Source organism: Leisingera daeponensis DSM 23529 (genome assembly GCF_000473145.1).
Taxonomy (GTDB): Bacteria; Pseudomonadota; Alphaproteobacteria; order Rhodobacterales; family Rhodobacteraceae; genus Leisingera; species Leisingera daeponensis.
This window is the reverse complement of the sequence record NZ_KI421500.1, coordinates 2822728-2842577: the sequence shown is the minus strand read 5'-3', so window position 1 is coordinate 2842577 and position 19850 is coordinate 2822728. Positions and strand designations below refer to the sequence as shown.

Annotated in this window: 23 protein-coding genes; 9 read left to right on the top strand and 14 right to left on the bottom strand. The window is 61.8% G+C overall.

Annotated features, from left to right (window positions below; all coding sequences use genetic code 11):
• The first annotated feature begins 21 nt into the window (after nt 1-21).
• The 6 genes from motA (at nt 22) to DAEP_RS0114410 (ending at nt 8129) form a co-directional block, all read left to right on the top strand.
• Nucleotides 22-891, top strand: coding sequence for a flagellar motor stator protein MotA (motA, locus tag DAEP_RS0114435; protein WP_008553318.1), 870 nt, complete (start codon nt 22-24; stop codon nt 889-891).
• Nucleotides 888-3344 carry a hypothetical protein gene (locus tag DAEP_RS0114430; RefSeq protein WP_027245130.1) on the top strand — a complete coding sequence of 819 codons (2457 nt, stop codon included), beginning with the start codon at nt 888-890 and terminating at the stop codon, nt 3342-3344. The genes motA and DAEP_RS0114430 overlap by 4 nt, the downstream gene beginning before the upstream one ends.
• A 450-nt stretch (nt 3345-3794) precedes the next feature.
• Nucleotides 3795-5873: a flagellar biosynthesis protein FlhA gene (gene flhA / locus DAEP_RS0114425; protein WP_425411770.1), complete on the top strand. Its 2079-nt coding sequence runs from the start codon at nt 3795-3797 to the stop codon at nt 5871-5873.
• The gene (locus DAEP_RS0114420; protein WP_008557685.1) at nt 5870-6649 is read left to right on the top strand and encodes a flagellar biosynthetic protein FliR; all 780 of its coding nucleotides are present in this window, start codon (nt 5870-5872) and stop codon (nt 6647-6649) included. The genes flhA and DAEP_RS0114420 overlap by 4 nt, the downstream gene beginning before the upstream one ends.
• Nucleotides 6646-7734: a flagellar type III secretion system protein FlhB gene (gene flhB, locus DAEP_RS0114415; RefSeq protein ID WP_027245128.1), complete on the top strand. Its 1089-nt coding sequence runs from the start codon at nt 6646-6648 to the stop codon at nt 7732-7734. The genes DAEP_RS0114420 and flhB overlap by 4 nt, the downstream gene beginning before the upstream one ends.
• Nucleotides 7731-8129: a hypothetical protein gene (locus DAEP_RS0114410; RefSeq protein ID WP_008558029.1), complete on the top strand. Its 399-nt coding sequence runs from the start codon at nt 7731-7733 to the stop codon at nt 8127-8129. Before flhB ends, DAEP_RS0114410 begins: the two co-directional genes overlap by 4 nt.
• A gap of 74 nt (nt 8130-8203) precedes the next feature.
• Here DAEP_RS0114410 and DAEP_RS0114405 read toward each other — a convergent pair whose 3' ends face one another.
• The 9 genes from DAEP_RS0114405 to DAEP_RS0114365 are packed head-to-tail and all read right to left on the bottom strand — an operon-like array spanning nt 8204 to nt 12775.
• Nucleotides 8204-8701 (bottom strand): flagellar basal body-associated FliL family protein, encoded by a 498-nt coding sequence (locus tag DAEP_RS0114405; RefSeq protein WP_027245127.1) that lies wholly within the window; start codon nt 8699-8701, stop codon nt 8204-8206.
• 8 nt (nt 8702-8709) lie between these two features.
• Nucleotides 8710-9450: a flagellar basal body L-ring protein FlgH gene (flgH, locus tag DAEP_RS0114400; RefSeq protein WP_027245126.1), complete on the bottom strand. Its 741-nt coding sequence runs from the start codon at nt 9448-9450 to the stop codon at nt 8710-8712.
• Nucleotides 9450-9872, bottom strand: coding sequence for a flagellar basal body P-ring formation chaperone FlgA (flgA, locus tag DAEP_RS0114395; protein WP_008554633.1), 423 nt, complete (start codon nt 9870-9872; stop codon nt 9450-9452). The genes flgH and flgA overlap by 1 nt, the downstream gene beginning before the upstream one ends.
• Nucleotides 9872-10657 carry a flagellar basal-body rod protein FlgG gene (flgG, locus tag DAEP_RS0114390; RefSeq protein WP_008553363.1) on the bottom strand — a complete coding sequence of 262 codons (786 nt, stop codon included), beginning with the start codon at nt 10655-10657 and terminating at the stop codon, nt 9872-9874. Before flgG ends, flgA begins: the two co-directional genes overlap by 1 nt.
• 10 nt (nt 10658-10667) lie before the next feature.
• Complete coding sequence (locus tag DAEP_RS0114385; protein ID WP_008556787.1) at nt 10668-11384, bottom strand: flagellar hook-basal body complex protein; 717 nt, start codon at nt 11382-11384, stop codon at nt 10668-10670.
• Nucleotides 11384-11656 carry a flagellar biosynthetic protein FliQ gene (locus DAEP_RS0114380; RefSeq protein WP_008557586.1) on the bottom strand — a complete coding sequence of 91 codons (273 nt, stop codon included), beginning with the start codon at nt 11654-11656 and terminating at the stop codon, nt 11384-11386. The genes DAEP_RS0114385 and DAEP_RS0114380 overlap by 1 nt, the downstream gene beginning before the upstream one ends.
• Nucleotides 11657-11659: 3 nt before the next feature.
• On the bottom strand, nt 11660-11956 hold the full coding sequence (fliE, locus tag DAEP_RS0114375) for a flagellar hook-basal body complex protein FliE (protein WP_027245125.1): 297 nt from the start codon (nt 11954-11956) through the stop codon (nt 11660-11662).
• Between the two features lie 23 nt (nt 11957-11979).
• Entirely contained in the window at nt 11980-12372 is a 393-nt protein-coding gene (gene flgC / locus DAEP_RS0114370) for a flagellar basal body rod protein FlgC (RefSeq protein WP_008557099.1), read from the bottom strand.
• A gap of 13 nt (nt 12373-12385) precedes the next feature.
• Nucleotides 12386-12775, bottom strand: coding sequence for a FlgB family protein (locus DAEP_RS0114365; RefSeq protein ID WP_027245124.1), 390 nt, complete (start codon nt 12773-12775; stop codon nt 12386-12388).
• A gap of 87 nt (nt 12776-12862) precedes the next feature.
• On the opposite strand from DAEP_RS0114365, the gene DAEP_RS0114360 reads away from it, so the two are divergent.
• The gene (locus DAEP_RS0114360) at nt 12863-14191 is read left to right on the top strand and encodes a FliI/YscN family ATPase (RefSeq protein WP_027245123.1); all 1329 of its coding nucleotides are present in this window, start codon (nt 12863-12865) and stop codon (nt 14189-14191) included.
• Between the two features lie 429 nt (nt 14192-14620).
• Here DAEP_RS0114360 and flbT read toward each other — a convergent pair whose 3' ends face one another.
• The 5 genes from flbT to DAEP_RS0114335 form a co-directional block, all read right to left on the bottom strand.
• Nucleotides 14621-15025, bottom strand: coding sequence for a flagellar biosynthesis repressor FlbT (flbT, locus tag DAEP_RS0114355; protein ID WP_027235787.1), 405 nt, complete (start codon nt 15023-15025; stop codon nt 14621-14623).
• 2 nt (nt 15026-15027) lie between these two features.
• Complete coding sequence (flaF, locus tag DAEP_RS0114350; protein WP_027245122.1) at nt 15028-15399, bottom strand: flagellar biosynthesis regulator FlaF; 372 nt, start codon at nt 15397-15399, stop codon at nt 15028-15030.
• A 77-nt stretch (nt 15400-15476) separates the two neighbouring features.
• On the bottom strand, nt 15477-16286 hold the full coding sequence (locus tag DAEP_RS0114345; RefSeq protein WP_027245121.1) for a flagellin N-terminal helical domain-containing protein: 810 nt from the start codon (nt 16284-16286) through the stop codon (nt 15477-15479).
• A gap of 202 nt (nt 16287-16488) precedes the next feature.
• Nucleotides 16489-16848: a flagellar export chaperone FlgN gene (locus tag DAEP_RS0114340; RefSeq protein ID WP_027245120.1), complete on the bottom strand. Its 360-nt coding sequence runs from the start codon at nt 16846-16848 to the stop codon at nt 16489-16491.
• Entirely contained in the window at nt 16841-17110 is a 270-nt protein-coding gene (locus DAEP_RS0114335; RefSeq protein ID WP_036760701.1) for a rod-binding protein, read from the bottom strand. The genes DAEP_RS0114340 and DAEP_RS0114335 overlap by 8 nt, the downstream gene beginning before the upstream one ends.
• A gap of 151 nt (nt 17111-17261) precedes the next feature.
• Here DAEP_RS0114335 and fliK point away from each other — a divergent pair, with 151 nt between their 5' ends.
• A complete protein-coding gene (fliK, locus tag DAEP_RS23645) occupies nt 17262-19073 on the top strand; it encodes a flagellar hook-length control protein FliK (RefSeq protein ID WP_084204440.1) in 1812 nt (603 codons plus the stop codon).
• 4 nt (nt 19074-19077) lie between these two features.
• Nucleotides 19078-19755: a flagellar hook capping FlgD N-terminal domain-containing protein gene (locus DAEP_RS0114320; protein WP_027245117.1), complete on the top strand. Its 678-nt coding sequence runs from the start codon at nt 19078-19080 to the stop codon at nt 19753-19755.
• The last annotated feature ends 95 nt before the right edge of the window (nt 19756-19850 follow it).

The window sequence follows — 19850 nt, the reverse complement described above, 5'->3', positions numbered from 1 at the left end:
AACGGAATTCGGAGTGGACCTATGATCGGGATTGTAGGCATTGTGGTGATCTTTGCCATGGTGTTCGGCGGATACCTTCTGGCCGGCGGCAAGATGGCGATCATTCTGAAGTCGCTGCCGTTTGAAATGATGATGATCGGCGGCGCCGCTGTCGGGGCGTTTCTGATTGCCAACGACATGGGCGGCGTCAAGCACACGCTCAAGGACATCGGCAAGGTATTCAAGGGCCCCAAATGGAAGCCGGACGACTACCGCGATCTGCTCTGTCTGCTGTTCGCGCTGATCCGAATCGCCCGGGCCAATCCGGTTGAGGTGGAACAGCATATCGAAGACCCGGAAAACTCCTCGGTGTTCAATAAATATCCCAAGATCCTGGGCGACAAGGAAGCCGTGAACCTGATCTGCGACACCATGCGGTCGGCCTCGATGAACTATGACGATCCGCACCAGGTTGAAGAGGTGCTGGAAAAGCGGATGGAGGCCAATCTTCACCACGCGCTGCACTCCAGCCACGCGCTGCAGACCATGGCCGATGGCCTGCCTGCCCTTGGGATCGTTGCAGCGGTTCTGGGCGTGATCAAGACCATGGGCTCGATCGACCAGCCGCCCGAGGTTCTGGGGAAACTGATCGGCGGCGCCCTGGTGGGGACATTTCTGGGCGTGTTTCTGTCTTATGGCCTTGTTGCCCCCTTCGCGGGCAAGGTGAAGGCCGTGGTCGAAGAAGACGCGCATTTCTACCAGCTGATCCGCGAAGTGCTGGTGGCCAACCTGCACAACCACGCAGCCGCGATCTGCATTGAGGTCGGCCGCCAGAATACCCCGTCGCATTTCCGTCCCGGCTTCTCGGAGCTGGAAGAAGCCCTCAAATCGGTGAAACAGGACGCAGCATGATCTGGCGAGCATTTGCCGCGGCGGCCGTTGTTCTGACGGCTGGCACAGTCCAGGCGCAGACAATCGTAACCCGCTCCGGCGAGCATAAGGGGTTCACGCGCCTGGTGATGCGTCTGCCAAACGGCGCGGACTGGTCGCTGACCCAAAGCGGCAGCACTGCGACCGTCAACATTGATGCCCCCGAAGCGGTTTTCGATACCTCCCGCGTCTTCAACCTTATTCCCCGCACCCGGTTGCAATCTTTGGAACAGAACGGCCCCGGCCAGCCGCTGCGGCTGCAATTGGGCTGCGAGTGCACAGTCACCTCCTATGTGCAGGAGAACGGCTACCTTGTGGTGGATATCCGCGATGGCGGCAAACCCCCGCCGCAGCCGCAATACACCACAGCGGGCAGCATTCTTCCGATCACCACACCGGTTGCGGGCGGCGGCTACCGTTTCAGTTTTTCCCGGTCGGCCGCGGCAGACGCACGGATGGCGCTGGAACTGGCTGCCGCGGTTGCCGGGCAGTCTGAACCGGCACGCACAGTCCGGCCGCAAAACCGTGCCGGGACGGCTGGCCCCGAACCTGAACCTGCTGGGTCTGAAGAGCAGACGGCAACTGAAATGGTTCTGCCGCTGGACGGCAGTAGCATCCCGGCGGCCGCGGAAGATGTTGCCGCAGCTATGCTGCCGCGGCTGCCGGATGCCGGTATGCTGCTCAATATGGAGGAGACTGAACGCGCTGCGGTGGTCAAGGAATCCGAGCGGCGGTTGCTGCAGCAGATCGGACGGGCAGCGAACCAGGGGCTAGTCAGCGTTGCGGCGGACGGGCTTCCTGGCGCCGGCACTGCAGCCGGCCTCGATCCTCTGGGCCGTTCGGACCGGCCTTTGAACCCGCTTGACCACATCTCTGTCACCTCGGCAATCGACCGCGAAACTGGCCTGATGGCCGCCTTGGCAGAGGGCCGAGACGAGGCGGCGCACTGCATTTCAGACAGGGTCGTGGCAATTCACACCTGGGGCAATGAGAGCCCGTTTGCCGATCAGATCGGACCGTTGCGCAACGCGCTTGTCCAGGAGTTCGACGACGTGAACCCGGCTGGGGTTCTCGCTCTTACCCGGATTTATCTCTATTTCGGCTTTGGTGCCGAAGCCCGCTCCATGCTGGAAATCCTTCCGGCCGCAGAGCGGGGCAGCGCGGATGCGGCTGTGCTGGAGGCGATGGCCCTGCTGATGGATGGCGTTGATCTTCCGCCTCAAAACCCGTTCTCGGGGCAGCAGGCCTGCGAAAGCAACAGCGCTTTCTGGGGCGCGCTGGCCGACGGCGCGGTCAAAAAGAACTCGAACACCGATGCGATCCAGCAAGCGTTTTCGAAGTTGCCCACGCACCTGCGGGTGCATTTGGGGCCGCGGCTGAGCAAGATGTTCGCCGAGGCCGGCGATCACCATGTCGCTGAAGCGGTGCTGAGGGCCGTGGACCGGACCGGAATCGAAGAAGTGCCGGAAATCAATCTGGCCGAGGCGGCGATTGCAGAACTAGAGGGCGACACTGAGAAAGTCGCTGAAGAGCTGACCAGCGAAGTGGCGGAGCGCACCGGGAACGCTCCAGCCGCGCTGATCGACCTGGTTGCCCTCAGTGTGAAAGAGCGCAAAGCGCTGTCGCCGGATGTGCCGGACCTGATTGCTTCCTACGAGCTGGAAAACCGGGACACGGAGCTTGGCGCAGACCTGCGCAAGGCGCATGTCGCATCGCTGGCACTGACAGGACAGTTCCACGATGCGTTTCAGGAGCTTAAAGAGCTGACGGAACGCGATGGACCTGGGGCCCGGGCTGCAGCGCTGGAACCGTTGCTGCTGCTGCTGGCAGAACGCGCGGATGATGTGACCTTTCTGCAGTATGGTCTGGTGTTTGCGGGCCGGGCTACGGCGGCTGAGGCGGCCCCGGTTGCTGTGCCGGTGGCCCGACGGCTGCTTGATCTCGGGTTTGCAGACTACGCTCAGGAACTGCTCAACAAGCTGTCCCTGGCACCGCAGGATGAAACCCGCCGCCTGATGATGGCCGAAGCCGCGCTTGCCCTGGACAAGCCGCACCGGGCGCTGGTGGAACTGATGGGACTGGATGGCTCCAAAGCCAACCGCCTGCGCGCCGAGGCTTTGTGGCGCAACGGCGAATACGGCCGCGCCGGGGAATACCTGCTGGCCGAGAACCAGAAAGACGCAGCCGCCCGCGGGTTCTGGCACTCAGAAAACCTGGGGGCGATAGAGGAAATCGAGCCGGAAGAGGGGGCGCAATTCGGGGCCGTCGCGTCTGTCACAACCAAAATCGGCGAAACCGCCCAGGATCCGGAAAGCCTGCCGCCGCTGGCCTATGCGCGCGCCCTGGTGGAGAGCAGCGAGGGGACGCGGGGCGGCATCGCCGACTTGCTGAACCAGATCGGTACAGCAGCGGACGCTCCGGAAGAAAGACAGTAATCCAGCTCAAGGCTGACTGCGTTAAGGCCGCCCTGCCCGGGGCGGCCTTTGCGTTTGGATGATAACACTTTGTCAACTGGCTGCCGGTAACCTGATGAGCGGGTGAATCCTGATCTGGAACGGGCAGAATGCCGGAAAACAAATTAAAACTTTGCCTGCAAGGGCTGAGTGCGCACACAACGCGCACGGCACGCGCGGCCACGGCCGCCGCCAGTGCCTGTCTCACATTTTTCTGCAAAGCCATAATGCACCGGTTTGCGCTGTCAGCCGCCGCTGCGATGGCGGCCTGCGCCTCCCGGCTTTCCGCCCGCCCGGCATCCGGGCGGCTGCGGATCGTTCCGCCCTTGCTGCAGTGGCAAGCCATCAGGCAACCGGGCCAGGCTTCTGGCGGGATTTCCAACCAATTGAATGCACTCAATAAGTGGGGCCATAATTGTGCCTAAGCTGACGATGGAACAACTATTCAGCCCGACCGTGCTGCTGGCACTGGCGCTGATGGCGATTATCGTGATGATGATCCTGCCGATGCCTGCCTGGGTGCTGGACGTCGGTCTGGCGGCCTCATTTGCGCTTGCAATCCTGATCTTCACGATCACCCTGTTCATTGAAAGACCTCTGGATTTTTCCTCTTTCCCGACGATTCTGCTGGCGTCGCTGATGCTGCGCCTGTCGCTGAACGTCTCGTCCACCAAGCTGATCATCGGCCAAGGCCACTCCGGCACCGATGCGGCCGGCGATGTGATCGAAGGATTCGCCCAGTTTGTCATGGGGGGCAGCGTGTTCCTCGGCCTGGTTGTGTTTGGGGTTCTTTTGATCGTCAACTTCATGGTGATCACCAAGGGTGCCGCGCGGATGGCCGAAGTGGGCGCCCGCTTTGCCCTGGACGGGATGCCGGGCAAGCAGCTGGCCATCGACGCGGATATGTCCGCGGGCGCCATCGACCACCAGACTGCCAAGGAGCGGCGCGAACGTGACCAGCAGGAAACGACCTTTTTCGGCTCGCTGGACGGTGCGTCGAAATTCGTCAAAGGCGACGCCATTGCTGGCTTGCTGATCACCCTGCTGAACCTCGTCATGGGGCTTATCATGGGGGTTCTGGTCCACGGTATGCCTGTGGGCAGCGCGTTCGAGACCTATGCCATTCTGACGGTAGGGGACGGCCTCGTCTCGCAGATCCCTTCGGTGATCATTTCTATCGCCGCGGCACTGCTGCTGGCGCGCGGCGGCACCACTGGCGCCACCGACATTGCTCTGTTCGAACAGTTCGGCCGCCACCCGGCAGCTCTGACCACCGTTTCCGTGCTGATGGTGCTGTTTGCGCTGGTGCCGGGCCTGCCATTTCTCCCCTTCGTGACCGGCGGCGGCGTCTTGGGTTATGCCGCCTTCCGGATGGCCAAGAAGAAAAGGGACGATGCAGAAGCCGAGATCGAGGAAAAGATCGAGGAAGCCTCCGATGCTTCGGTTTCGCGGCCGCTGGGCGACATTCTGGATCTTGATGATCTGCATCTGGAGTTTGCGCCCGACCTGGTCAGCATGGTGCTGGACGAGGGCACCGGCCTGGACGCGCGGATCGCAAATATGCGGTCCCACATCGCCACCACATTCGGTTTGATCCTGCCCGAAATCCGCCTCACCGATCAGCATGATCTGGAGCGGGGCACCTATGTGATCAAGGTGCAGGGCGTCGAACAGGTGCGCGGCACGCTGCATCCCGAAATGGTCCTGGCCCTGATGCCCGACAATCACGATGCGCTGCCCTCCGGCACAGATGTGACGGAGCCGGTCTATGGCGCACCGGCACGCTGGATTTCTGCCAAGTCGCAGGAACAGGCGGCGCTGGCCGGCGCCACCGTGGTGACGCCGCCGGAAATCCTGGCAACCCATTTGCTGGAGGTCATCAAGCAGAACTTCAGCCGCTTGCTGACGCTCAAATCCCTGCGCCGCCTGCTGGATGAAATGACACAGCTGTCCGACCGCTTCCGCTCCGAGGCGAACCGCAAGCTGCTGGATTCGCTGGTGCCGGACAAGGTGCCGATGGACACGCTTCATGCGGTCCTGCGGCTGTTGCTGGAGGAGCGGGTGTCCATCCGGAACATGCCCTTGATCCTGGAATCTATTGCAGAAGCGCGCATGCACGTCGCACAGCCTGAACTGATCTGCGAGCATGTGCGCCAGCGCCTTGGCTTCCAGCTGGTGGCCGAGATGAAGCGTGAGGACGGGACCATTCCGCTGGTCCAGCTGGCGCCGGAATGGGAAGACAAGTTCTCGACCTACCAGGTCGATGCGCAGGGTGCCGGCCTGGACATTGCGCTGCCGCCGGATCTCTTCAACCGCCTTGCGGACGGGCTGAGCGACAAGCTCTCGGCGATCACCGATCAGGGCGTATTTGCTGCGGTGGTCACCTCGACGCGCCGCCGCCGGTATCTGAGGACAATTTTGAAGTCGCGCGGCATTACCAATCCGGTGCTGTCGTTTGAGGAAATCGGACTGGAGGCACGGCCTGCCCTTGTTGGCATGGTGCAGGCATGAACCTGGACTTTCTGCCGCCGGAGCTGGTTCTGATGCTGGGGGCAGGGTTTTGGCACGCCGCCATCGTGTTTCTGAGAGTGGCAGCGATGGTGTCGGTTCTGCCCGCAATGGGGGAGCTTTATGTCCCCGCGCGGGTCAAGCTGGCCGTTGCCGCGGCCTTCACGTTTGTCGTGGCACCGGCGCTGCCTGCCTTTCCCGAGCCGGACAACGTGTTCGCCTACGCCCGTTTTGCGGTGACCGAGGCCATCATCGGCCTGGCTTTGGGTATCGGGGTCCGGATTTTCGTGCTGGCATTGCAGACGGCAGGGGCGATGGCAGCGCAAGCCACGTCCCTGTCGCAGGTGCTGGGCGGCATCGGTGCAGAGCCGATGCCGGCGCTTGGCGCTGTTCTGATGATCTCCGGCGTGACCCTTGCCACCATGATGGGGCTGCATGTCCGGGTGGCGGAACTGCTGATCGGCTCTTACCGGATGTTTCCGGCAGGCGAGTTTCCGGTTGCCGCCGGCTTGACGGAATGGGGCGTTTTCCGGGTCTCGCAGAGTTTTTCGCTGGCATTCACGCTGGCGGCGCCCTTTGTGATCACGGCGGTGATCTATAACCTCGCCCTTGGCGTGATCAACCGGGCGATGCCGCAGCTGATGGTGGCGATGGTCGGCGCGCCGGTGATTACCCTCATGGGGCTGTTCATCCTGATGGTCGGCAGCCCGGTGATCCTGGATGTCTGGTCCCGCGCCTTGATGACCTTCTTTGCAAACCCTGTGGGCGGCATGCCATGAGCGGCCAGGACGACGATTCAGACAAGTCATTCGAGCCAACGGAGCAGAAACTCCGGAAGGCCCGGGAAAAAGGCGAAGTTGCCAAATCCACTGATCTGTCGGTGGCTGCCGCCTATCTGGGCCTGATCATAGCGTTTTACACTGCAGGCAGCAGCAGCGTGGAGGGGATCGGCACTGCACTGCTGGCTTACCTTGACCAGCCGGACCGGCTGGCGCCGCTGTTTTTCGAAGGTCCTGCGGCCGCGCCGGTGGGCGGCTTCATCGGCAGTGCCTTCCGCCCGGTGCTGCCGTGGTTTCTTGTGCCTTTTGCGCTTGTGCTGCTGTCCATTGTCGGCCAGCGGGCGATGGTCTTTGCCCCGAGCAAGCTGGAGCCGAAACTGTCGCGCATCTCGATCGTTTCCAATGCGAAGAACAAGTTCGGGCGCGCCGGCCTGTTCGAGTTCTTCAAGAGCTTTGTGAAACTGTCTCTCTACTCGGTGTGCCTGGGCGTTTATCTGTCCCACCGGCTGCCGGAGATGATCGCGTCGTCCGGCACCGGCCCGCAATCCGTGGTTCTGATGCTGGCGCAGCTGTCGATGGAGTTCTTGTTCCTCGCGCTCATCATTGCGCTGGCAATCGGGGTCGTTGACGCCGCCTTTCAGCATGCCGAGCATCTCCGCAAGAACATGATGTCGCGTAAGGAAATCCAGGATGAGATGAAGGATGCCGAAGGCGACCCGCATATGAAGAGCCAGCGCCGCCAGCGCGGCCAGCAGATTGCGATGGGGCAAATGCTGGCTGATGTGCCCAAGGCAGATGTGGTGATCGTCAACCCGACCCACTATGCGGTTGCCCTGCAGTGGAGCCGGGAGCCGGGCGCCGCACCGGTCTGTGTTGCCAAGGGGGTCGATGAGATCGCCGCAGCGATCCGGCGGGTTGCCAATGAAAACGCGATCCCGATCCACAGCGATCCGCCAACCGCGCGGGCGCTCCACGCGGCGATCGGGATCGGGGATGAAATTCTGGAAGAGCACTACGCGCCGGTGGCAGCGGCAATCCGTTTCGCCGAGGAAATGCGCAAGCGTGCCAAAAGGAGGGTCACATGAAGCAGAAAATGCTGGATCAGATGGCAGCGGTGACCGCTGCGCAATACATGCAGGAACACGCCAGAATTCAGCCCGTTCTGGCCCGCGAAGCGGAGCTGCGCAGCCAGTTGGCCAAACTGAACGAGCAGGTGAAGGCTGCGCGCGAGCAGGCAGATGGCGATCATGCAATGAAGGCTTTGGGGGCGGATCTTCTATGGCAGGGATGGCATGCCCGCACCCGGCGGCAATTGAACCAGGAGCTGGCCAAGGCCACTGCGCAAAAGCTGCGAAGCATGGATCAGCTGCGCAAGGCGTTCGGCCGCAAACATGCGGTAGAAACGATGGCCGCAGCTGAACGCAAGCGGCACAAGGCTGAGCTGGCCAAGGCGCAGATGGCCCGGCTGCTGGAAGGCTGAGCGCAAGAGACCTGCTTTCCGCAAAAAGCCGGCCTTTCGAGGCCGGCTTTTTTGTTTGAATTGTTGTGCGGCGGTCAGACGTCTTGCCGGGAAATCTCCATGATCAGCACGTCATACACGCCTTTGCCGATCTCCTTCTGCGCCGCCTCGCGCAGCGCGGTGCGCAGCGGTTCGAGCACATCAGACCGGGTGAACGCGCCCCGGAAGCCGCCCATATTGGCGTGATCAAAGAGGACTTGCAGGAAGGCATCCCGCAGTTTTGGCTCCAAGGTGCTGACTTTTTCGCCAGTGCCTTGCTTGGCCTCCAGGCTGAGCGACACCACCACCAGCGAAGTCAGCTGATCACGCTCCACGACAGGCACGACGAACTGATTGTTGATCTTGATGTATTCGCGCTGGTTCTCTTCGCTGTCTTCAGCGATTTCCTCTGCGGATTCCTCAGCGGGTTCGGCGGCGCTGCCGGACTCGGCAGCGTGCTCTTCTTCTGGCGCGGGCATCAGCATGATGCCGGCACCTATACCGCCTGCGGTTCCGAGGATCAGCAGGATGACTGGCAGGAGTTTTGACAGCATAATGACCCTCAGAACGGCAGGACAGCGTCAAGCAGCTGCTGGCCGTAGCGCGGCTGCTGAACATCGGTGATCTGGCCGCGGCCGCCGTAAGAGACGCGCGCCGAAGCAATCTTGTCATAAGTGATTTCATTCTGGCGGCTGATGTCCTGTGGCCGGACATAGCCGGTCACCAGCAGTTCGCGCAGTTCGAAGTTCACCCGCAGCTCCTGGGTCCCGCTGATCGCCAGAACCCCGTTGGGCAGCACGTCGACAACGGTGGCTGCAACCCGCAGCTCCAGTTTCTCGCTGCGTTTCACGGACCCCTTGCCGCCCGCGGAACTGGAGCTGCCCAGCTCCACCGCGTCTGCCGAGGTGGCGCCTTCCGGCAGTTTCCGGTCCAGCCGCTGCGGCAGGCCCAGGAGCTGAGGCATGTTCAGGCTTTCGGATCCCGACCGCGAGCGCTGGGTGTCGTTGGAGATTTCCGCTTCTTCGTCGATCTCGATCACCACCGTCAGGATATCCCCCCGTTTAATCGCGCGTCGGTCGCCAAGCAGCGATTGCTGCGAGCCGCTCCACAACGAGGAGCCGTCAACGGTGCGCCGGTTCTGGGTCTGCGCGGGCAGTCCCTCGTAAAGCATCGCCACATGCTCCGACGTCTCGTTGGCAGGGGTAAAGGAGGGCGGCTTGCCCAGGTGATCCATCCGGCCGCAGGCACCCAGGAGGGCCAGCCCGAAGAGCAGCGGTTTGGCGGGGGGAAATTTCAAAGTCATCAGTTTACCTCGACGGAGCCGTCTTCCTTGATCCGTCCAGTGACGGTCGTGCGGGAAGAGAGATTCATGACACGGACAGCTTCACCAGCGGCACCGCGGCCCAGGGCGCGCCCTTCCGCGGCGATGGTCAGCACACCCTGACGGAAGATCAGGGTAACCAGGTCGTTTCGTTCAATGATGGCCGGCGGGCCGATATCGCCGGGCCGCAAGGGCCGCCCCGCGTAGAGCGAGACACGTGCTTCCATGCCTGTGACGTCCGCCGGGTCCGACAGCGCGCCAAGGATCTCGCCGTTTTTAAGGGCCAGATCTTCGGGGTTAACGATCTCCTTGGCGCGGATCGTGCGCAGCGGGATCAGGTAGTCCGCCCAGGCGGGCGGGGCGCAGAGTGCGGCGGCGGTCAGGCAGGCAAGAGCAAGTTTCATCAGCGTACCTGTGTGGTTGCACCCATCATCTGGTCGACAGCAGAGATGACCTTGGCATTCATTTCATAACCGCGCTGGGCTTCGATCAGCTCCGTCACCTCGCGCACCGCATCCACCGAACTGCCCTCCAGGTATCCCTGGCGCAGGGTGCCGAGCCCGTCTTCGCCCGCGGTGGTGACAGTGGCAGCGCCCGAGGCTTCGGTTTCGGTGAACAGGTTGCTGCCGATCGCCTCAAGACCCTTGGGGTTGGTGAAGCTGGCCAGGGTAAACTGCCCCAGCAGCTGGCCTTCGGGAGAGTCCTGAAAATACCCGTAAACTTCACCCTCGGCATTGATCGAGATGCTGGTGGCATCGTCGGGGATGGTGATCTCGGGCGACACTGCGAAACCGTCCGAAGTCACGATCAGCCCTTCGGCCGAGCGTTTGAGCGCACCGTCGCGGGTATAGGCGGACTGGCCGGAGGGCAGGGTGACCTCCAGGTAGCCATTGCCGTCGATGGCGACATCCAGGTCGTTGTTGGTCTGCTGCAGCGCCCCTTGGGACAAATGCACGGAAACGGCGGCCGGTCGCACACCGAGGCCGACCTGAACACCGGTCGGCAGCACGGTGCCGTCCGAAGCATTCACGGTGCCGGCGCGCGAAATCTGCTGGTAGTGCAGATCTGCGAATTCGGCACGGCGGGCGTTGTAGGCCGTGGTGTTCATATTGGCGAGGTTGTTGGAGATGGTCTCCACCCGCAACTGCTGGGCGCTCATGCCGGTTGCTGCGATCTTGAGGGCACGCATCTGGATTCTCCTAGGACTTGATCAGGTTTTTGATGGCATTGCGGATGCGCTCGTCTTCCGTCTGCAGAAAGCTCTGGCCCATCTCGTAGGCGCGCTGCACGTCGATCATCCGGCTCACTTCGGAAATCGCGTTCACGTTGGAGCCTTCCAGAAAGCCCTGCAGGACCTTCGAGTCGAAGTTCTCCTCGATGTCGCCCTCAACGCGGAACATCACACCGTCCTCACGCACGAGCGTGTGCTTTTCGACCGGTTTGAACAGGCCCAGCTGTCCCAGCAGACGCCCGTTTGCGCTGAGCGAACCGTCCGCGCCAACTTCAATCTTGCCGGCATCCGGCGGCACAAAGACCGGCGCGCGGCCCGCATCCAGCACCCGGTAGCCGTCCATGGTCACCAGATCACCGGCGGCGTTGGGGGAAAAGGCGCCGGAGCGGGTCAGCCGTTCCCCTTGCGGGGTTTCGATCATAAAGAAGCCGTCCCCTTCGATCGCAAAATCGAATGTGCCGCCAGTATTGGTCAGCTGGCCTTGCTCCATCGAGGTGTTGAAGATATTGGCACGCGACATCGACACGGACGGCTGGCCAGGCGAGGACTGCACGAATTCCGAGAAGATCAGCCCTTCCTGGCGGTATCCGGTTGTGGCGGAGTTTGCGATGTTGTTGGCAATGACGCGCATTTCCCGCATCAGGCCTGACTGGCGTGAAATCGTGGCGTAACCTGCGGTTCCCATTACGAGCCTCCGGCAATCATTGGAACAACGTGGCCGTCGAAAAAGGCCACCAGGGTTTGTGTCATGAATCCCATGGTCATCCAGAACACGACCAGGATCGCTGTCAGCTTGGGCACGAAAGTCAGGGTCATTTCCTGCACCGAGGTCAGGGCCTGAAACAGGCCGATGGTCAGGCCGACCACCAGCGCGACGACCAGGATTGGCGTCGACATGGTGACAGCGGCCCACAGCGCCTGGCGCAGCGTGTCATAGAAGAGGCTTTCGCTCATCATGGCTCAGACCGGCATCCTCAGGATTTCCTGATAGGCCTCGACGACCTTGTTGCGCACGGTGACGGCGGTTTCGACCGCCAGTTCAGTCTGCGCCAGAGCCTGTACCAGCGCATGCGGGTCAGCTTGCGACGTCATCGCCTGCACCGAGACCTGCTCGCTGTTTTGCAGGGTCGTGGTGAAGTCTTCAAAGCTCTGCTTCAGCTGGGCGCCGGCACCGGTGCTTTCGTGATTGGGGTCAGCTTTGGTGGCGGGACGGGCGGCGGCATAGCCGCTGGCGGCGGAAAGGCTGCGAATATCCATTCTGGATCTCCAATAAATTTCAGTTAGCGTCTCAAAAGTTCCATCAGCGAGGCTGACATGGACCGGGTCTGCTCGAACATTTTCAGGTTGGCCTCATAGCTACGCTGGGCTTCGCGGGCGTCGGCGATCTCGATCATCAGATCAACGTTGGAGCCTTCGAAATGCCCGCTTTCGTCAGCCAGCGGATGCGACGGGTCGTAGACTTTTTCCAGCTCGCTGCGATCCAGGGTAACCCGGCCGGTGCGCACATGCTCCACGTCTGTCCGCAGCTCGCGCACCGATTCGAAGGGCACTGCCTTGCGGCGGTATCCCGGCGTATCGGCGTTGGAAATGTTCTCAGACACATGGCGCAGGCGTGCGGCTTGCGCCTTGAGGCCGCTGGCGGTGACGGACAGGGCTTTGGAAAATTCACTCATCTCTCATACCTCCTCAGGTTTTGCCCAGGCTGGCGCGCAGGATGTTCATGGAGGATTTGTAGATAGCCATGGCACGCTTGTGCTGGCGTTCTGTATCAACGCCTTTCAGCAGCTCCGCCTCAACGGAAACCGAGTTGCCATTGGGGTCGCTGCCGGTCTCGTCGGATATAACCGCCCAGTCCATCTTGCTGCCTGCGGTGCCATTCAAATGGCTGCCGCGGGTGGCGCTCATGCTGCTTTGGCGGGCGCCTGCGGCAAAGACTTCCGTAAAGGGCTTGATATCCTTGGCGTGGTAACCGGGCGTATCGGCGTTGGCGATATTCTGGGCTACCAGTGCCTGGCGCTTGCCGGCATGGGTCGCCATGGAATAGGCAATTTTGAATACGTTCAATTCTGTGAACACCAGGGCTTCTCCCTTGATCGATTTCAATCAAGGCTTAACCCCGATTCCTTTAGAAATTGTTTTCAGGACACCAAGGGAGACCGCGCCATGAAAGCAGAGCTGCAAGCACTGACCCGTCAAATTGCCAGCACGCGCCTGGCAACGCAGATGGGCCGGGTGACTGGGATCGCGGGCGGAGAGATAGAAATCAGCGGCCTTGCATCAGCTGCCCGGATCGGTGACCGGCTGGTGCTGCGCCGCGGTCCCGGGGATGAGCTGCATGGAGAAGTCCTTAAGATCAAAGGAAATAACATAAGTATGTTGCCTGACCGCGCTCCCGATGGCGCCGCCATTGGCGATGCGGTTCTGCTGCATCCTTCGCCGGAGTTCGCGCCCAGCGATCATTGGATCGGCCGGGTGATCGATCCCTTTGGCGAGCCGCTGGACGGCCGCCCGATGCTGCCAGGATCTGTACCACGGGATCTGATGGCGGCCCCGCCTAAGGCCGCCGGGCGGCGCGGCATGGGGGACCGGCTGCCCACCGGACAGGCTCTGCTGAATACGATTCTTCCGATCGTGCGCGGCCAGCGCGTGGGCCTTTTTGCGGGCTCCGGGGTGGGGAAGTCCTCACTGCTGGCCAAACTGGCCAAAGCCATGGAAGCGGATGTGGTGGTGATGGCCCTGATCGGCGAGCGCGGCCGCGAGGTGAACCACTTTGTCGAACAGGTCCTCGGCCCCGAGGGCATGCGCCGGGCTGTGGTGGTGGCGGCGACGTCCGATCAGTCGGCCCTGGTCAGGCGCCGCTGCGCCTGGGCTGCCATGACCGTGGCGGAGCACTTCCGCGACCAGGGTAAGAACGTTTTGTTCCTGGCCGACTCGGTCACCCGTTTTGCCGAGGCGCACCGGGAAATCTCTGCCGCCTCGGGAGAGGCGCCAGCGCTGCGCGGCTACCCGCCTTCGGTGACGCCGCTGATCACCGGACTGTGCGAGCGGGCCGGCCCTGGCGGCGAAGGGCAGGGCGACATTACCGCGGTTTTCAGCGTCCTGGTGGCCGGCTCTGACATGGATGAGCCGATTGCCGATATTCTGCGCGGTGTGCTGGACGGGCATGTCGTGCTGAGCCGGGAAATTGCCGAACGCGGCAGGTTCCCAGCGATCGACGTGTCGCGCTCGGTGTCGCGCAGCCTGCCCGCTGCGGCCACGGCGGACGAAAACGCAGCCATCCAGGAAGTGCGCAAGTTTCTGGGCGCCTATGAGCAATCCGAGGTGATGATCCGGGCCGGGCTTTATGCTGAGGGCAATGACGCAGTGCTTGACCAGGCCGTCAAGCTTTGGCCCGAATTGGATGCCTTTTTCGGGCGCGAGGATGCGGAGGGCATCACCAGCAGTTTCAACCGCCTCTTGCTGCTGCTGCGCCGCGCCAAGGCGGGACGCTGAGGCGCGGCTTGCTGTCGCGGAAAAAGTGAAAGCCGTCGCCCGGCTCAGGCCCGCGGCGCGGCTTTTGACAGCAGATGTGCGGATCGGGGTGGGGAAGCGTCCAGCAGCGGAAAGGCTGTTGAGGCTCGGGATTTTTCCGCCTCGAAAACCGGCGGACTACCAACGCATTCCCTGAGCCGGTGCCCGCCTGGACGAGGCGTTTCAATACAGCTGCTGCGGAGCTGCCTGCCTCCGGGCCGTTGCGCCGGGCGTAAAATCCAGTCGCCGGGGATCGCTGATAAGGCCCCCGGCGCTTTGGTCGCAGCGCGTGTTATTCAAAATTGAAACCGGTCTCGCGCTGCAGGACTGCATCCTGTGTGACCGCTTTACCTTGGTTGCCGAACGTGGCTGCAAGGGCAGTTCCAGCGGCCGGCTTGAACGGCCGGAAGGTTATGACGGCCGGACTGCAAACAGACGGTCTTCGCGCGCCAGCAAGGTGCGCAATGCCTTCAGGCAACGGTAGTGGTTGTTGCCGATCAGGGCGTCGGTTGCTTCTGCCAGCGAGGCGCGGCTGTCCGGGTCCGTGAACACTTGGCTCAGCTCCTCGATGCGGCGCAGCATCGGCAGGCGCTCTTCCTCGGGGTCGGCATCGCCGGACAGGATCAGCTGCGCGGCATAACAGACCCGGCGCACCGGTGTGTTGGCTTCTTCGGGGTGGATGGCATCGCGCAGGCGCAGGATGTTGGCATCCGGGGTTACAATGGACAGGCGGCTGCGGCGGTCGCCGTTTTCAATCACCGCGCCATTCACAAGGACACGCTCCTTGGGGGCAAGTTTCAGGACAAGTCCGCTCATATTCAGGAAGCTCCGCTGCGGAGGCCACGCAGGATGGCCGTATTGATTTCCACCAGGGGCCGGACGTTGGCCTTGCGCTGAAGCACTTTGCTGGTGTGTTGTCGCGTGAATTCCGCCAGTTCGAAGAGATTCTGCTTTAGGTCATCTGGCAGGGGGTTGCTCTTCATTGCGAGATCCGCCGTGAAGATCGACCAAAGCTTGCGGTTGTCGTTCAACGCCTGAGCAAGTTCATTGAACCCGTCGCTGCCTTTTTGGGCAGCCGTGATCAGCCGGCGGGTGACGCGGGTAACCACTTCGTATTCAAAGTTCTTTGCTGTCCGGGTCGGGGTCTTTGCCGCCGAATAGGCACTCTTCGCCTTCAGAAGGGCATTCACGTGTTTTCCTAACGTATTATTCTTCAGGTTCTCTGAGAGGGAAGACCGGGGCGCCATAAGCGCCCCGGATCAGGCTGTTAACGGAACAGCTGCTGCAGGGTCGAGGGTGCCTGGTTGGCGATGGTCAGCGACTGCACCGCCAGCTGCTGCTGGGTTTGCAGTGCCTTCAGCCGCGCCGAGGCCTCTTCCATGTTGGTGTCGCTCATGGTGCTGACACCCGACTTCAGCGAGTCGGTCAGTTTGGACACGAAGGAGCTCTGGTCGGTCAGTCGGTTGCTGTCCGCACCCAGCTGAGCCGCGCTGTCGATAGCAAAGGTCAGAGCGGTTTCAATTTCATTCAGGATAGTGGTGGCATTGCCCGAATCCAGGGTGTTCCCCATAACGCCGGAGATGCTTGCGGCCGCGTCAATGTGATTCACCTGAATGATGTCGTTGGCCGGATCCAGCCCGCCGAGAACATTCAGCTGAGTTGCGCCGCTAACGTCCAGCAGGTTCGCACCGTTGAAGGACGCGGAGGAGATGATCGAGTCAATCTGCTCCCGCTTCTTGGCCAGGTCGTTTTCGATTTTGTCGTGATCAACGTTCTCGGAAACGCCGGCTACCACCAGCTGGCGCATTTCCTTGAGAGTTTCGACGATCTGTTCCATACCGGAGGAGGCAACAGCCACAGTGGCCTCGCCGAAGTCCAGTGCATCTCCGACAGCCTGATATGCCTGGATGTCGGACTCCATCGACTTGGAAATGGCCCAGACAGCGGAGTTGTCCTTGGCCATGCCGACCTCTTTGCCGGTCGAGATCTGGTTCTGGGTCTCTTCCAGGTTGTTGTTCACAGTCTTCAGAGTCTGCAGAGCAACCATTGCGCCGTTGTTTGTCAGAATGCTGGTCATAGCTTTTTCCTTTAGCTGCGGGGCGCTTTAGCCCCTAAATTCTGTGCCCCGGCGGGGCGTTGATTGACGTCTTTCTGACTGTGCGTTCCGCCCTCTGGCTTCCGCGCCACCCCTCTTGAGGTGCAAGGCGACATTGGCCCATCAGTTGCTAAAGGAGTGCTAATGCCGGGATTTGGTTTTTTAGAATTTTCCCAAAATTGCATCAGGCGCGTTTTTCCAGTTTGGCACCGCTGCGTGTGCCGTAGCGGTTCCGGCGTCCGGCCTGGTCATAAACGTCCAGCCCCTTCCGGATTCGGCGCAGTTCGGCCATGCGCGCCGCGACGGAGCGGATGCCGTCCATGGCGCTGTCCAGCAGCTGCTGATTGCGCGACAGTTTGGTCTGAACCTGCGCCAGAGACTCGCGTTCCAGCTCTGACACAGAGTTCAGTTTGCCGATCACCTTCTCTTTTTTTGCAAGAAGCCCTTCCAGCTTGCCAAGGTCGCCCTCCATCAGGGCGGTGCGCTCGCGGTCAAGGATTTGGTCCAGCTCATCAATGAGCTTTTGCGGTTTCAGGTCACTCACCTTGGGTCTCCTTCAATGCGTGATAAAGTGATTCGGCCAGGCCGATGCCGCCGGCGCGGGCGATCTGGTTGGCCTGTTCGCGGATGAGAAAGCTGGAAAACTGGTCCTCGCCTGCGCCGCCGCCGAAACCTTCGCGGGATTCGCCAAGGCCTGCGGACTTCAGCATTTGCGCAAGAAAAGAAGCTTCCAGTTCGATAGCAGCCTCGCGCAGCGGGTCGCTGCCTGCGGGCCGTACTGGGCGAACTGCAGATGCAGTCTGCATCTGGGGGGGCAGTAGATCTGACATGTCCGGTTCTCCGGTTTGACGTCGAATTTCATCGATTTTCTAAAACTGCGCCGGAACCGGTTAAAATTGCCGTAACCGCTTTGGGATAGGTCTGTCCGGGTCGAGATAGAATGTCCGGAACACAATCATGATGATGAATTCGATCCTTGGCTTTGAAGCCGGTTCTGTTGGCAAGATGCCGACCGCAACCGGGGAGTCATCTAAAAAAACATCCAGTTCCAATGATTTCGCTGATGTTGTCGCGTCTCAATCCGGGACCGAAGACGCGGCCGCTGGAGCGGTTGCAGGCAATAGCGGATTGGCGGAAGCAGAGGCAGGCACCGATTCGCAAGCCGCCAAGACAGACGCGGCCGAAGCCGGAAAAGCCGGGTCTGAAGAAAGCGTGGCCGAGACGTCAAGCGAAGGGGCTGAGCTTGCAGCTGCACTGCCCGAGGCCGAGGCCGAGGTGAATGAAGGCCTGGCTGGCATCAGTACAGATCAAGCTTCTGAAAAAATTCCAGATCAAGCTTCTGAAGAAGCCGCAGCGGCCGAAGGGCAGGCGCGGCCGGACTCCGATCCTGAAGCTGCCGGTGATGATGATCCTCAGGACTCTTCCAGCGTTGCAGACGGCGCAGTGCAACTGGCCAAGAGCGATCATGTCCCCGGCGTAGAGAGGCCTTCGCGTGGAAATACCGTTGAGGGGCAGCCAGCTCTGTCTCTTGCTGACGGCACGCGGGAGCCAGGCGGTGCGCCGCTCGTGCAAAACCAGGCGGCAGCCGCTGGCGGCCAGCCCGAAACATCTGAAGAAACCGGTCGAATTCAGGCTCCCGGGCAAACTCAGGCGGAGGCTGCCTCCGGCCGAAACACAGCGGAGCGCGTCCGGAAAAGCGCAGAGTCGAAGGTGTGGCGAGGAACCGAAGGTTCAGGCACCGCCCGTTTGCCTGCGGAGGCTTCGGTTAAGGCGGCCTTAGTTGCCAATGCACAACCGCCGGCCGGGCAACAGCAATCCGGCACCGCCCCGGGACAGGTGAACAAAGGCATTGCAGCCGCTGGTCAGGCGCCTGCCGTTCCGGGTTCCGCAATGGCGATGCCCGGTTCTCAACCCTTGCAGGCAGACGGTCAGCAGGCTGTCATCCGGACGGAGGGCGCGGCGCAATCGAACATGCCAGCCGCGCAAGGCATAATTCAGGCACTGACAGCCGGCCAGACCGCGTCAAAGGGGCTTGAACAAAAAACGCTATCGGAAACCTCAGCTCTAACCAATGATGTACCTGCAGACGCTGAAGAGAGCCGCGTGCTTATTTCCAGCGAACTGAAGGGCCGAGAGTTCCGCGCACCCGCGGCAGCGCCGGCCGGGCACCCGCTCCGGCCCGCTGTTTCCTCGATTCAGCCGCTGGCGGCGGGCGGGCTGGGAGCAGGTTCGGCGGGTGCAGAACTGCTGGTGGGCTCCGAGGACTTGCTGCCGGGCGCGTTCGAGCTCACCGGCGAGGTGCCGGGACTCACTCAATTGCTGGCGGAGGCGTCCTTCGGTACAGGCACGGTGCACCGGCCGGAGACACCGCGCCTTGTTGCGGCGCAACTGGCCGAGGCATTTGCGTCCAAGGGTGAGCAGAAAGTTGAAGTTTCTCTGAACCCGCAGGAACTGGGCCACGTGAAAATGCGCGTGGTCGCCAGTGAGACGGGCATCACCATGATCATCCAAACAGAGCGTCCGGAAACCGCCGATCTGATGCGCCGCCATATCCACGAACTGGCGGAGGAATTCCGCCGTATGGGGTATGAGGACATCTCCTTCGAATTCAGCGGCGGCCAGACAGGCGGCCAGTCCGCAGATGATGCGGGTGACGGCGGGGTATCTCCCGGCGGTACAGGACCGCGCGGCGCCGATTCGGCGGATGGCACTGAACCAGTAATTCAAAACCTACGGCTGGGTGAAACCGGCGTGGACATGAGGGTCTGATCACATGACAACAGCAGTCACCTCCGCGGGCAGCCCTGCGGCACATACATCCCAGCAGCCGGCGGCCACCCAGAAGACCTCGGGGCTGACGTCCGACTTCGAAACCTTCGTGAAAATGCTGACCGCGCAGGCGACGAACCAGGACCCTCTGGAACCGCTTGATTCGACCGAATACGCGGCACAGCTGGCGCAATTTTCGATGGTGGAGCAGCAGACCAAGAGCAACACCTTGCTGGAAGGCCTGCAATCCCAGCTTGGCCTGGCCAACATGGCGGCGCTGTCCGGCTGGGTCGGGATGGAAGCGCGGGGCGTGGCGCCGGGCTATTTCGACGGCAGCAGCGAGATCACCATTGCGCCTAACCCAGCCGCTGCTGCGGATTCGGTGACTTTGGTCGTGAAAGATACCAAGGGGACCGAAGTGCAGCGCGTCACCCTGCCGGTCTCAGCAGAGCCTTACCAGTGGACCGGCCTCGATGAAGACGGCAATCCGCTGGAGGCAGGGGAGTACAAGTTTGTCGTCGAAAGCAGAAAAGGCGACGAGCTCCTGCTGCAGGAATATGCCGAGATCTATTTCAAGGTGAACGAAACCCGGATGCAGGGCGGCGATGTAGGCCTGATCACCGAAGGCGGGTCTGTGGTCCTGGCTTCTTCGGTGACCGCGCTTCGTGATCCGCAAAGCTGACCCGGCAGTATCCGCAGGCCGAAAAACTGTCTAAGAACGGGGCGGCATAACACCGGAGACCGCCCTGCAACCGCTGCCTGACATTTTCGAAGCCC